The sequence below is a fragment of the Nocardiopsis algeriensis genome, assembly GCF_014203695.1.
Taxonomy (GTDB): Bacteria; Actinomycetota; Actinomycetes; order Streptosporangiales; family Streptosporangiaceae; genus Nocardiopsis; species Nocardiopsis algeriensis.
On sequence record NZ_JACHJO010000010.1, the window covers coordinates 195,466 to 207,653 of the forward strand.

8 protein-coding genes and 1 riboswitch are annotated in these 12,188 nt (G+C 72.9%); of the genes, 3 read left to right on the forward strand and 5 right to left on the reverse strand.

Features of this window, described 5'->3' with window-relative positions:
• The first annotated feature begins 571 nt into the window (after positions 1 to 571).
• Together FHS13_RS17250 and FHS13_RS17255 are read left to right on the forward strand one after the other, a co-directional pair.
• Positions 572 to 1,618, forward strand: a complete 1,047-nt coding sequence (locus FHS13_RS17250) for a VldE C-terminal domain-containing protein (RefSeq protein WP_184292952.1) — start codon at positions 572 to 574, stop codon at positions 1,616 to 1,618.
• A 405-nt stretch (positions 1,619 to 2,023) separates the two neighbouring features.
• The gene (locus FHS13_RS17255) at positions 2,024 to 3,052 is read left to right on the forward strand and encodes a DUF3558 domain-containing protein (protein WP_184292953.1); all 1,029 of its coding nucleotides are present in this window, start codon (positions 2,024 to 2,026) and stop codon (positions 3,050 to 3,052) included.
• A 61-nt stretch (positions 3,053 to 3,113) separates the two neighbouring features.
• Here the strand turns inward: FHS13_RS17255 and metE are convergent, their stop codons facing one another.
• Positions 3,114 to 5,384, reverse strand: coding sequence for a 5-methyltetrahydropteroyltriglutamate--homocysteine S-methyltransferase (metE, locus tag FHS13_RS17260; RefSeq protein WP_184292954.1), 2,271 nt, complete (start codon positions 5,382 to 5,384; stop codon positions 3,114 to 3,116).
• A 132-nt stretch (positions 5,385 to 5,516) separates the two neighbouring features.
• Positions 5,517 to 5,732, reverse strand: a riboswitch (cobalamin riboswitch).
• 199 nt (positions 5,733 to 5,931) lie between these two features.
• Here metE and FHS13_RS17265 point away from each other — a divergent pair.
• Positions 5,932 to 7,497 carry a polysaccharide deacetylase family protein gene (locus tag FHS13_RS17265; protein WP_184292955.1) on the forward strand — a complete coding sequence of 522 codons (1,566 nt, stop codon included), beginning with the start codon at positions 5,932 to 5,934 and terminating at the stop codon, positions 7,495 to 7,497.
• Positions 7,498 to 7,635: 138 nt separating this feature from the next.
• Here the strand turns inward: FHS13_RS17265 and FHS13_RS17270 are convergent, their stop codons facing one another.
• The 4 genes from FHS13_RS17270 to FHS13_RS17285 all read right to left on the reverse strand — a co-directional run bounded on the left by FHS13_RS17270 (position 7,636) and on the right by FHS13_RS17285 (position 12,151).
• On the reverse strand, positions 7,636 to 8,760 hold the full coding sequence (locus tag FHS13_RS17270) for a quinone-dependent dihydroorotate dehydrogenase (RefSeq protein WP_184292956.1): 1,125 nt from the start codon (positions 8,758 to 8,760) through the stop codon (positions 7,636 to 7,638).
• Positions 8,757 to 9,683 carry a PAC2 family protein gene (locus FHS13_RS17275; RefSeq protein WP_184292957.1) on the reverse strand — a complete coding sequence of 309 codons (927 nt, stop codon included), beginning with the start codon at positions 9,681 to 9,683 and terminating at the stop codon, positions 8,757 to 8,759. The genes FHS13_RS17270 and FHS13_RS17275 overlap by 4 nt, the downstream gene beginning before the upstream one ends.
• 205 nt (positions 9,684 to 9,888) lie before the next feature.
• Positions 9,889 to 11,628, reverse strand: coding sequence for an ABC-ATPase domain-containing protein (locus FHS13_RS17280; protein WP_184292958.1), 1,740 nt, complete (start codon positions 11,626 to 11,628; stop codon positions 9,889 to 9,891).
• 97 nt (positions 11,629 to 11,725) lie between these two features.
• Positions 11,726 to 12,151, reverse strand: coding sequence for a hypothetical protein (locus tag FHS13_RS17285; RefSeq protein ID WP_184292959.1), 426 nt, complete (start codon positions 12,149 to 12,151; stop codon positions 11,726 to 11,728).
• Positions 12,152 to 12,188: the final 37 nt, after the last annotated feature.

The window sequence follows — 12,188 nt, forward strand, 5'->3', positions numbered from 1 at the left end:
CGGCGGTGGTCACGGCGCCTCTCGGAGGAGCGGGCGGCGGGATTCGGCGTGGGCTCGTGTCCGAGCGTACGGAGCGTGCTCGGCGCGGGCGGTGGCGACGCGCCGGGCGCGGTGCCGTGCACGGGAGCCCGGAATATTACATGCAGGCCGGTGTCGGCCAGGGCCGGGAGGCGGGGGCGGCGCGCCGCCTCGCGGCGGCGGACGCTTCCCGACCGGAGCCGTTCGCGCTGATGGCGGCGGACGTACCGTCAGAGACCTCCACGATTTCCACCCAACCACGGAGCGCGGGCCTTCCCGACGAAATTCCCCGGCCAAAGATGGTTATTTGCGCCACATCGACCTCTTCGTCCGTTATGAAGCTGTGCCGTCTCCCCCACCGCTCTCCGGGAGTGCCTACACTCATGACCGTCCCCGTTGTCATCGCCCCCGGTCCGTGGTGTGTGCGAGGCCCGGGGCCCGACGATCAGCTGTCGCGCCGGGGTCCGGGTCCCGTCAGAGAAGAACGAAGAGCAGTGCCCGCTCCGTCCCTCCTCCCTCGAGGGTCCGCGCGGGCTCGAGGAGCGACCACACCGTGCAGTCCGACGATCTGAGCCGAGTGGACGATTTCGCCGACTTCTGGGCGCCCGACCCGCCGGCCCTCACGTGGCAGGAGGCCGCGGCCTCGGCCGGAGCTGCCGTCGTCCGCCCGCGCGGCACCTGGAAGCGCGTGCGCGCGGCGGCCCTCACCCTGTCCCTGGGCGCGATGCTCACCGCCGTTCCCCAGGCGCCCGCCCTGGCCGCACCGATGCAGCCCGAGGACCTGGACTCCCTGCGGCAGCAGGCCGAGACGCTGAGCGAGGAGTACCAGGGCGAGCTTCGCGACATGGAGGGCGTGATCCAGGAGGCCGAACGGGCCGAGGAGCGCGCCGACGGCACACGCGAAGAGGTGGAGAAGGCCCGGGAACAGGTGCGCGCCCTCGCCGTCGCCACCTACACCAGCAGCGGCATCGACCCGTCCATGTCGCTGTTCGTCGAGTCCGACCCCGACGAGATCATCGAGCGCGCGGTGGTGGTCAACTACCTGTCCACGAGCAACCAGGACAAGATCGACCAGCTGACCGAGGCCCTGGAGCGCGACGAGAAGGCGCAGGAGAGCGCCGACGAGAAGCTCCAGGAGGCCAAGGAGGACCTGGAGGAGCTGGAGGGGCGCCGCAGCGAGGTCCAGGAGATGATCGCGGACCACCCGGTCCAGACGATGCAGCCGCCGGACAACCTCACCCCCCGCACCCGCCAGATGCGCGACCTGGTCATCGAGGAGTTCGGCCGCGGCGACGAGGTCGGCGGTGTCGGCTGCTACCGCGCCGTCGGCGGCTGGGTGGTCGGCGAGCACCCCCTGGGCCGGGCCTGCGACTTCATGGTCGACCCCAACGGCAGCATGCCCTCGCAGGAGCAGGTCGACCGGGGCTGGGCGATCGCCGAGTGGGCCCAGGAGAACGCCGACCGCCTGGGCATCATGTACATCATCTACCGCCAGCAGATCTGGGACGTGCGGCGCGGCGGCGAGGGATGGCGGCAGATGGCCGACCGCGGCAGCGTCACCGAGAACCACTTCGACCACGTCCACATCTCCATGTTCTGACCGCTCTCCGCCCGGCACGGCGCGGAGATCACGGTCAGATCACGCGACGTGGCGGATTCTGCGCAGGCGACACGAAACAGTGACGATTCGCCTCGTTATCCCTGGTCCTGCCTGTCTTCGGACAAGAGGGCACGGTTAGGATGCTGGGAGTCCCGTCCGGGATGGGGGCGCCCCCCGCTCCCGGCGGTCGGCGCCCCGGAGCCGCCCGGGCCTCCCGGCGGCACAGGGGACGCCCTGCTCCGCGGTCTTGTCCTTCTCCGGACCATGGCAGGCGCGCCCCGGCGTCGGCGTCTCCCCTGTCCCGGCACGCGCCCGAGGCACAGGACACACGGAAACCCGCACGAACCCGGGGGCGCGCACGCGCGTCTCAGACAACAGCCAGTACAGCAGCGGGCGAGGGAAGCCATGAGTGAAAACGGACCTTACAACCAGCCACCGCACAATCCCTACGGCGGTGGCGACGGGACCGGCGGCCAGCCGCCCTACGGTCCTCCCCCGGGGGGCGGCCCCTACGGCGGCGACCCGGGCACCGGCGGGCAGCCGGGGTACGGCGCCCCGATGGGTCCGGGCGCTCCCGGCGGCCCCTACCCGGGCCACGAGCAGCAGATGTACGCGGGCGGCCAGCCCGGCTACGGGCAGCCCGGCGCCTATCCGCCGCCGCAGCAGCCCAAGAACGGGAGCAAGGCCGGTCTGTGGTTCGTGATCGCCGGCAGCGTGGTGATCGTCGTCCTGGTGATCGCGGTCGTCGTCATGCTCGCGACCAACGGAAACCGCGGCGGCGACGTGGCGGTCGGGGACCCGACCCCGTCCACCCCGGCCGAGGAGACCACCGAGCCCGGAGGGGACGAGACCGAGGCACCCGCCGGCGGCGGCACGACCCCCTCGGGTGAGCCCCCGTACGCGGTGCCCACCGAGCCCTGCGACGCCTTCACCGAGCAGGTGCGCGCGGACTTCCACATCGAGGACGAGCCCAGCAAGTCGGTCCAGAACGAGACCTCCTACTGCGACCTCATCATGGCCGGCGCGCCCGAGGGCAACCCGGACGGCGCCTACGGCTCCTTCTCGATCGAGTACAGCGTCCCCTACTCGGCCGCCGACTCCGTCGACGCCGCCAGCTCCGACTACCACGACGAGCTGTCCTACGTCCGGGGCGAGGGCAGCTACACCCTCTACTTCGCCGACGGCCTGAAGGACGACAAGGAGGTCGACCTCGGGGACGAGGCCCAGTACATCACCACCGAGTACGACTTCGTCGGAAGCCGCATCCCCGTCTCCATCCTGCTCATCCGCACGGCCAACCTCAACATCCTCATCGAGTACCAGCTGCACGAGGGGTACGAGGGCGGCGAGGCCGAGGACCTGAAGCTTCCCGACAACACCGAGGAGATCATGCTCGGTGCCGGTGAGGCCGCCCTGTCCATCGTCGGCCAGTAGCACCCGGCACCGCGACAGCGGGACGAGGGGGCCGCGGCACACGCCGCGGCCCCCTCTCGCGTCACCGCCCCAGAGCCGCGCGGACCCGGCGGGCCGCCTCGACCATGTTGCGCAGGGCCTGCCCGACCTCCTCGTAGCCGCGTGTCTTCAGACCGCAGTCGGGGTTGACCCACAGGCGCTCCGGGCCGACGTGCCGCACGGCCAGCCGCAGCGCGGCCTCGATCTCCTCCACCGAAGGCACACGCGGCGAGTGGATGTCGTACACACCGGGGCCGATGCCCCTCTTGTAGCCCCGGCGCCCCAGCTCCTCCACCAGCTCCATGCGGGAGCGCGCGGCCTCGATGCTGGTGACGTCGGCGTCGAGGGCCTCGACGGCCCCCACGACGGCCCCGAACTCCGAGTAGCACATGTGCGTGTGGACGGTGGTGGACGGCGAGAGCCCGGACGTGGCCAGGCGGAAGGCCCCCACGGCCCACTCCAGGTACCGCGCACGGTGCTCCTCGCGCAGGGGCAGCAGCTCCCGCAGCGCCGCCTCGTCCACCTGGATGTGCCGGATGCCCGCGCGCTCCAGGTCGGCCGCCTCGTCCCGCAGGGCCAGGGCCACCTGCCGGGCCGTGTCCCCCAGCGGCTGGTCCGTCCGCACGAACGACCACGCGAGCATCGTGACCGGTCCGGTCAGCATGCCCTTCACCGGCTTGTCGGTGCGCGACTGGGCGTAGGAGGTCCACTCGACGGTCATCGCCCGGGGCCGGGAGACGTCCCCGAACAGGATCGGCGGGCGCACGCACCGGGAGCCGTAGGACTGCACCCAGCCGTTCTCGGTGGTGGCGAAGCCCTCCAACTGCTCGGCGAAGTACTGCACCATGTCGTTGCGCTCGGGCTCCCCGTGGACCAGTACGTCCAGGCCGATGTCCTCCTGCAGCGCGATGACGCGGTCGATCTCCCTGCGCAGGACCTCGTCGTACTCCTCGCGGGTCGTCTCCCCCCTCCGGTGCGCGGCACGGGCCCGGCGCAGCTCGGAGGTCTGCGGGAACGACCCGATGGTGGTCGTGGCAAGGGGGCCGACCGCGGGCACGTCCCGGTCCGCCGGGCGTTCGAGGGCCTCGGGACGCAGGGCGTCCAGGCGGGCGCGCACCCGCGCGTCGGTGAAGGAGGGAGCGGGCGGTGGGCTCCCGGCACCTTCCTCCGCGGCCTGTCCCGACAGCATGCGCCCGAGCAGGACCACTTCCCGCGCCTTCTGCTCCGCGAAGGCCAGGGCGCCGCGCAGCTCGGGCGGGAGGGAGGTCTCGGCGTCCAGGTCCAGGGGCACGTGCATCAGCGAGCACGAGGTGCTCACGGTGAGCTCGTCGGTGAGGGCGAGCAAGGTGCCCAGTGTGGCGCTCGCCGCCGGGACGTCGGTGCGCCACACGTTGCGGCCGTCGACGACCCCGGCCACGAGGCCGGTTCCGCCCAGCCCCGAGACCGCCGCCAGGTCGGCGATGCCCTCGGCGTCGGTGACCAGGTCCAGGCCGACCGCCTCGACCGGGGACTCCTTGAGCACGCGCAGGGCCTCGGCCCCGATCGAGCCGAAGTAGGAGGAGACCAGGATGCGGGGGCGGCCGGTGAGGGCGCCCAGGGTCCGGTAGGCGTGCCCGAGGCGGTCGGTGGCGCGGCGCCCGGCATCGGTGGCCAGGATCGGCTCGTCGAACCGGACCTGCTCGGCCCCGACCTCCCCCAGCCGCACCAGCAGCTGACCGTAGGCGTCCAGGAGCTGGTCGAGCAGCTCGACCGGCTCCCAGCCCGGAGGCGCCTCGTCGGCGGGCTTGGAGAGCATGAGGAACGTGAGCGGTCCGACCAGGACGGGCCGGGTGCGGTATCCGGCTTCGGCCGCCTCGAGGAACTCGGCGACGGGCTTGTCCCCGACGAGCCGGGGGCGGGTCCCCGGAGCCAGTTCGGGGACCAGGTAGTGGTAGTTGGTGTCGAACCACTTGGTCATCTCCAGGGGCGGGGCCCCCTGGAGCCCGCGGGCGAGGGCGAAGTAGCGGCGCAGTTCCTCGTCGCGGTCCCCCGCGGCCGCGGGAGACGCGAAACGCGCGGGAACCAGGTCGAACATGACCGCGGTGTCCAGCACGTGGTCGTAGTGGGAGAACGTGTTGGAGGGGATGTCGTCGACACCGGCCGCGCGCAGCCGGGCGTAGACGTCCTTGCGCAGGCGGGCCGAGACCTCGTCGAGCTCGGCCGCGGTGGTCTCGCCCTTCCAATAGGACTCGCAGGCGCGTTTGAGCTCGCGGTCCGGGCCGATCCTGGGGTAGCCGTGCACCGCGGTGCGCACGGTGGGGCCGGGGGTGGTCATGAAAGCTTCTCTCCCTCGTCGAAAGCCGGGTACCGGGCCCGGGGACGGGGAGGAGGGCGCGGCCTCGCGCAAGACGCGGGGCGACGCCCTTCCTCGCACCCTCCCTCGGGGCACGGGACCGCCGCGGGCGCGGTGCGCCTGCGGGTGGAGGCAGGTCTTCGGACTCACGGGCCCTGCCGGTGGGGTTTCCACCGACCGCCTACTGGTCGCCGCTTCCCGGCCTCCGACCTTCTCCGTCGGGTGGGCCAGTGCTTCTGGCGACGTTCGTTCCCGTTCACCGCTGCGGGGCAGTCCCGGACTCGCACCGGGTTCCCTCTTGCGACACACGCCCTCCCCGCCGGGACACTCCCGGCGCGGAAAGGCGCATGAACCTTCCACTGCTGCGAGTATAGGGAGCGGCCGGCCGCTCCGCGCCGAGCACTTCCCCGTTTTCCTCCGAGTGCGCGCGGACCCGCCGGAACCCCCGCCGCGAAGGCGGCATCACAGAGAGCACAAAGCGTTGCGGGAACGAGCCTCCCTCGGCTCCCCCGCATGCGTTCACCTGCATATGGAATGCGGAGAACCCCTGGTGAACAAGCAGAGCAAACCCACCACCGCACCCGACCGCCCCCTGGTCACAGCCGCAGCGGCGATGGTGGTCCTGGCCGGCATGGTGCTGTTCACCGTCCGGCCCCCCGGTGACACCGAACCCGTCTCGGCGGACGGTGTCTCCCACAGCGCCGAACCCGCCTCGACGCACCTGCCCGCCTCCGGAGAGCCCGACGGTCTGACCGTGGTGGACGCCTCCGCCCTGACCGGGCTGGAGGAGGCCGAGATCACCCACGAGGGTGTCCCGACGGCGGTGTCCTACCCGGTCGTGCCCAACGCCGAGCCCCTGTCCTCCTTCCTGGAGGAGGAGCTGGGCGCACGGGTCCGCGCCTTCGAGGCGGCCAACCCGGGTGCGAGCTCCTACGAGGCGGAGTGGAACGTCACCGCTGCCGCCGAAGGGCTGCTCGGCATACGCGTGACCAGCGTCGAGACCGACTCCGAAGGCCCTCGGGAGGGATACACGACCTACTGGTACGACACCGAGACCGGGCAGACCCACGGCTCGCAGTCGCTGCTGGCCGACCAGGGGGCACTCGAGGCCCTCAACGGGCTCGTCGGGGAGCAGCTCTCCGGCGACGCCGACCCCGGCGCGGTCCTGCCGGTCGCGGCGCTGTACGACTCGGTGGGCTTCAACCCCGGGGGCGACCTGGTGGTGGAGTTCGACGCCGGCCAGGTGGGGCAGGGAGGCGAGCGCGTGTCCGCCGTCGTGGACCGCGCCGAGGCCGAGCCCCTGCTGTCGGAACTGGGCCTGCGGGCGCGCGAGGCGGCCACCGTCGGCGTGGCGGAGTTCTCGGTCCCCGAGGCGCCCGAGGCGCCGTCGGAGGCCTCCGGCGGGCCCGTGCCGGGCGTGCTGCCCCCGGTGGACCCGTCCGTGGACTGCTCGGCCCCCGAGGTCAGGTGCGTGGCCCTGACCTACGACGACGGGCCCGGCGGACGCACCCCCGAGCTGCTCGACATGCTCGCGGAGCACGACGCGCGCGCGACGTTCTTCCTCACCGGGGTCCCGGTGATGGAGCACCCCGGTACGGTGCGGCGCGCCTACGCCGAGGGGCACGAGCTGGCCAACCACACCCTGGGCCATCCCGATCTGGCCGGCCTGAGCGCCGAGGGGGTCCGAGCCGAGCTGGAGACCGTACAGGCCCTGGTGTACCGCGAGACCGGCTACACCATGGACCTGATGCGCCCGCCGTACGGATCGACCAACGGCAACGTGGCGGCGGTGACCGAGGAGATGGGCCTGGCCCAGATCCTGTGGAACCTGGACACCAACGACTGGCGCGACCGCGACGCCTCGCTGGTGGCCGACCGGGCGGTCGAGGCCGGCCACGGGACGATCGTCCTCATGCACGACATCCACAGCAGCACCGTCGACGCCTCGCGGGAGATCATCCGTGAGCTGGACTCCCGCGGCTACACGATGGTGACGGTCTCCCAGCTGCTGGGCACCACGGTCCCCGGCCAGGTCTACACCGACGGGATCCCCGACGCCCCCTCCGCGGAGGCCGAGGAGGCTCCGGAGGTCTAGGCCCTGGCCTCGGCCCTGCTCCCCGCATCGTCTCGGGCCGCACGGCCGGGCGGGTCCGGCGGAAGCCGCCCTGGACGGACAAAACGCCCGGGCCCTGTTCCGAGGAACAGGGCCCGGGCGCGTTCGTGCCCGGCCGTCTCAGACCCGGGTCGGGTCCGGGGCCGGGACATCGGTGCCGACGGCCTCGCCGACGGAGCGGTGCCCCGAGGCGCGGACCAGGCGGGCCAGGCCGCGGTGGATACGGCGCGGCCAGAGAGGTCCGCCGTAGATCAGACCCGTGTAGCCCTGGACGAGGGTGGCGCCCGCGCGGATGCGGGCCCAGGCGTCCTCGGGTGTCTCGATACCGCCCACCGCGATCAGGGTGACGCGGTCGCCGACCCTGGCGCGCAGGCGGCGCAGGACCTGGAGGGAGCGTTCCTTGAGCGGGGCGCCCGACAGGCCGCCGGCCCCCGCGGCCGCGACCTCCTCGGCCGGGGTGGACAGGCCCTCGCGGGAGATGGTGGTGTTCGTGGCGATGATGCCGTCCAGTCCCTCGGAGAGGGCCAGGTCGGCGACGGCGTCCACGTCCTCGTCGGCCAGATCGGGGGCGATCTTGACCAGCAGCGGCAGATCGGGGCGCCCGGCCTCGGCCAGCGCGCCGCGCACCGCCGCCAGGAGCGGGCGGAGCCGCTCGACGCTCTGGAGGTCGCGCAGGCCCGGGGTGTTGGGCGAACTGACGTTGACCACCATGTAGTCGGCGTACCCCGCCAGGCGGCGGGCGCTGAGGGCGTAGTCGGCCGGGGCCTCCTCCTCCGGGGTGACCTTGGTCTTGCCGATGTTGATGCCCAGCACCGGCCGGCGGGTGCCGCGGCTGCGGTGGAGGCGTTCGGCGACCAGGGCCGAGCCCTCGTTGTTGAAGCCCATGCGGTTGACGATCGCGCGGTCCCGGACCAGGCGGAACAGCCGCGGTGCGGGGTTGCCCTGCTGCGGCTGGGCGGTGACCGTGCCGACCTCGACGAACCCGAACCCGAGGGCGGCCAGGGCCTCGGGGGCCTCGGCGTTCTTGTCGAACCCGGCGGCGAGCCCGAGCGGACCGGGGAACTCGCGGCCCAGGGCGCGTACCTTCAGCTCGGGCTCGCGCGGGCCCAGGGCCTTGCCCACCGCGGCGGCGACACCGGGCACGGCGGTCGCACCGCGCAGCCCGGCGAAGGCCAGGCGGTGGACGGTCTCGGCGTCCATGTGGCGCAGGATCGAGCTGAACAGGATCTGGTAGAACACGGTCATCCGTTTCCGTCGCCCTCGCGCTCTGCGAGGAAGCGTTCGAGTTCCGCGCCGAGTTCGTCGGCGGTGGGCAGGGCGGCCTCGTCGTCGGCCAGGGGGAGCACCGTGCGCTCTTGCGGGTCGGTCCTGGAGGACATGATGTCGTCGTACTGGCGCTCCAGGTTGACCACGACGCGCTGGATCTCCTCCGAGGCGGCCACCTGCTCGGCGATGTCGACGTCGGTGGAACGGGCGGCCTCCTCCAGTTCCCCGAGGGGCAGGGCCAGCCCGGTGGCGCCGGCGACGTACCCCAGGGCGGCCAGGGCCGCGCGCGGGTACTGCGACTGGGCGAGGTAGCTGGGGACGTGGACGGCGTAGCCGAGGAAGTCGTGGCCCGCCTCCCCCATGCGGTACTCCAGGAGCGCGGCGGCGCTGCCCGGGACCTCCACCCTGCCGATCCACGGGGTGTGCCCCTCGACCAGCTCGGGCCGGGTGGCGTGCGGGGTGGAGGTGACCGGCCGCGTGTGCGGCACCGACATGGGCACGCCGTGGACGCTGACGGCCAGCGACACCGAGAAGCGTTCGACCAGCGCGATGACGGCGGCGGTGAAGGCCTCCCACTCCCGGTCCGGTTCGGGGCCGTGCAGGAGCAGGAAGGGCTGCCCCTCCTGGTCGTGCATCCGGTAGAGGGCCAGCTTGGGGGCCCGGTAGTCGGTCCAGGTGTTCTCGACGAAGGTCATCGTCGGCCTGCGTGCGCGGTAGTCCACGAGGCGGTCGGCGTCGAAGGTCGCGACCTCCTCCGCGGAGAAGCGCTCGAACAACTCCTCGGCCATCTGGCGTCCGGTGTGCCCGGCGTCCATGTAGCCGTCCAGGCAGACCAGCATCACCAGGCCGGCGACGCCGTCGAAACCGGGATGGAGTTCGTACAGATCTGCTGGGTCACGCACCGGTGTCTCGTCTCCAAGAAGGGTCGGGGTCGCGGGGGGCGGCTCTGCTGTCCGAACAACGGGAGGGGGCGCTGTGTTCCGCCCGCAGCAGCTCCGGGGCCGTCCTCCCCCGCCCGGGAAAAGGTCCGGATGGTCGGGTTCGGGGCCGCTCTGTCCTGCTTTTCCACAATACCGACCCGCGGCCGGGGAAACCCGGCCTCGTCCCTCAGCGCTGTCCGGCGACGGCGAGGGTGCGCAGCCGGTTGAGGACGGCGGCGACCTCGTGGCGGCGCGGCAGGACGTAGTCCCCCGCGAAGTCGGTGCCGAGGAGGAGGACGCCCTTCTCCGCCAGGGCCCGGTCCAGGCGGTCCAGGGCCTCGGCGAGGGTCCGGCTGCCGTCGAGGTGGCCGCCGCGGACGAGTTCGCGCAGGGCGAGCCCGGCCCCGACGATCTGCCCGGGGTCGGCGAACTGCTCGACGGAGCGGACGTCGATGTCGCTGTCGCCGAACACCAGCACGTCGGTGTCGCGGCGCTTGACCCTGCCCCGCCCCCGGTTTCCGGTGCCGTCCACGGAGGCGGGGTCGACGATCCGCGCCCGGGGCGGGGAGAAGGCGGCGTCGGTGCGCTCACGGGCGAGGGTGCGGGCCCGCCCGGTGACGTCGTACGGACGGTAGGAGTCCATCATGACGACGTGGTCGGCGACGTCGAAGTAGTCGCCGCTGCCGCCCATGACCAGGACGGTGGAGACGCCGTGCTCGCGGTACAGGGGCCGGACGAGGTCGACGAACGGGACGAGGGGCTCCCGTTCGCCGTGGACGAGGGCCTGCATGCGCTCGTCGCGGATCATCAGGTTGGTGGCGGTGGAGTCCTCGTCGACCAGGAGGGTGCGCGATCCGGCCTCCACAGCCTCGCAGATGTTGGCGGCCTGCGAGGTGGACCCCGAGGCGTTCTCTGTGCGGAAGTCGGCCGTGTCGGCGCCGGTGGGCAGGTTGCGCACGAAGGGGCTGACGTCGACGCGTTCGACGCGGCGGCCCTCCTCCGCGCGGATCTTGACGGCGTCGGCCCGGGTGACCACGAGCTCGCGGCCGTCGCCGGGGACGTGGTCGTAGACGCCGCGCTCCAAGGCGTGCAGCAGGGTGGACTTGCCGTGGAAGCCGCCTCCGACGACGAGGGTGATGCCCTCGGGGATGCCCATGCCGGTGACGGTGCCCCGATGCGGCAGGTCGACGCTCACACGCAGGCTCTCGGGCGACGAGAAGGGGACCGCGCCCTCGGCCAGGGGTTCGTCGCTGACACCGCTGCGCCGGGGCAGGATCGCGCCGTCGGCGACGAAGGCGACCAGTCCCAGGTCCTCGAGGGCGGCGCGCAGGGCGACCGTGTCGGCGACGCCGTCGGCGAAGGCGACGGCCTCCTTCCGGTCGACGGCGTCCCAGTCGAGGCCGTCGACGAGCCTCGGGACGGTCTCGCACAGCTCGCGCTCGGCGGTGCGGCCGTCGATGCGCCTGCCCCGTCCGGGCAGGTCGACACCCAGGCGCAGTTCGATTCCGCCGCCCTCGGTGATCCGGCACGAGGAGCGCTCGATCACCTCCTGGCCGCCCGCGTCGATGCGCAGCAGCGACCCCCTGAGCAGCCGCCGCGCCCGCCGGCAGAGGTGGTCGGCGGTGGCGCGGCGCCGGACCGGATCGCCCCAGGCACTCTCGGGGACGCCGAGGTCGGCCACGGTGATCCGCACGCGCGAGGGCGGCGCGAACGGGTCGGCCTGGACCCGTTCCACGGTGAGGGTGAAGTCGCCGAAGTCCCAGTCCCCCCGCAGGGACTTGTAGCGGCCGTAGGACTCGCCGTCCATCCGCAGCAGCTCCTGCGACAGGCGCGCGTCGTCGCGCACCCCGCGGATGGGCTCGGGCTCGGGCCTGCGGCCCCCTCCGCCGCCTCCGCCGCGGCGCCCTCCCCCGTACCGTCCCGACATCGCTCCCCCTGTTCTCCGGTCGGCCGTCCAGGCCAGCGTAGGCGCTCCCCGCCGCGCCCGGCGGATCCGCCGGGCGGGGCGGGCGGGGCGGAGGAGGTCAGCGCCGCAGTGCCTCGCGCAGGGCGCGGTCGTGTCGGTCGACCGGTTCGTCGGTGATGTCGCCGACGAACACCGCGACCAGTTGCCCGCCCTTCTCCCCGATCTCTTCCAGCAGGTCCCGCCAGTGGTGGAGGTTGGGGTGCGCGTAGTCGGTGCAGGCCTCGGCCGGGGCGAGCCCCTCGATCGCCGTCCTGAGCTGCTCGGCCGACATCGGGTAGGTGGCGGTGCCGGAGGTGTGTCCCAGCGTGCGGGCGAGGACGATCGCGGGCAGGTGGTTGGCGGCCTCGTTGACCAGGCCGAACCCCGTCCTCCCGTCGCGGTCGACACCGACGGCGTAGGCCGCCGGGCGCCGCCAGCCCTCGTGTCCGGACTCCAGCCGCTCCCGCGCGGCGGCGATCTCTTCCTTGGTGGCCCACTGCTCCACGGGTCCTCCCTCACGTCGGATGCGCCTCGCACGATAG

What these genes read in the sequence shown, in the direction of transcription:
- metE (WP_184292954.1), bottom strand. Translation starts at nt 5,384, where the DNA reads ATGACCACCCCCGGCCCCACCGTGCGCACCGCGGTGCACGGCTACCCC.
- FHS13_RS17265 (WP_184292955.1), top strand. Translation starts at nt 5,932, where the DNA reads ATGGAATGCGGAGAACCCCTGGTGAACAAGCAGAGCAAACCCACCACC.
- FHS13_RS17255 (WP_184292953.1), top strand. Translation starts at nt 2,024, where the DNA reads ATGAGTGAAAACGGACCTTACAACCAGCCACCGCACAATCCCTACGGC.
- FHS13_RS17280 (WP_184292958.1), bottom strand. Translation starts at nt 11,628, where the DNA reads ATGTCGGGACGGTACGGGGGAGGGCGCCGCGGCGGAGGCGGCGGAGGG.
- FHS13_RS17270 (WP_184292956.1), bottom strand. Translation starts at nt 8,760, where the DNA reads ATGACCGTGTTCTACCAGATCCTGTTCAGCTCGATCCTGCGCCACATG.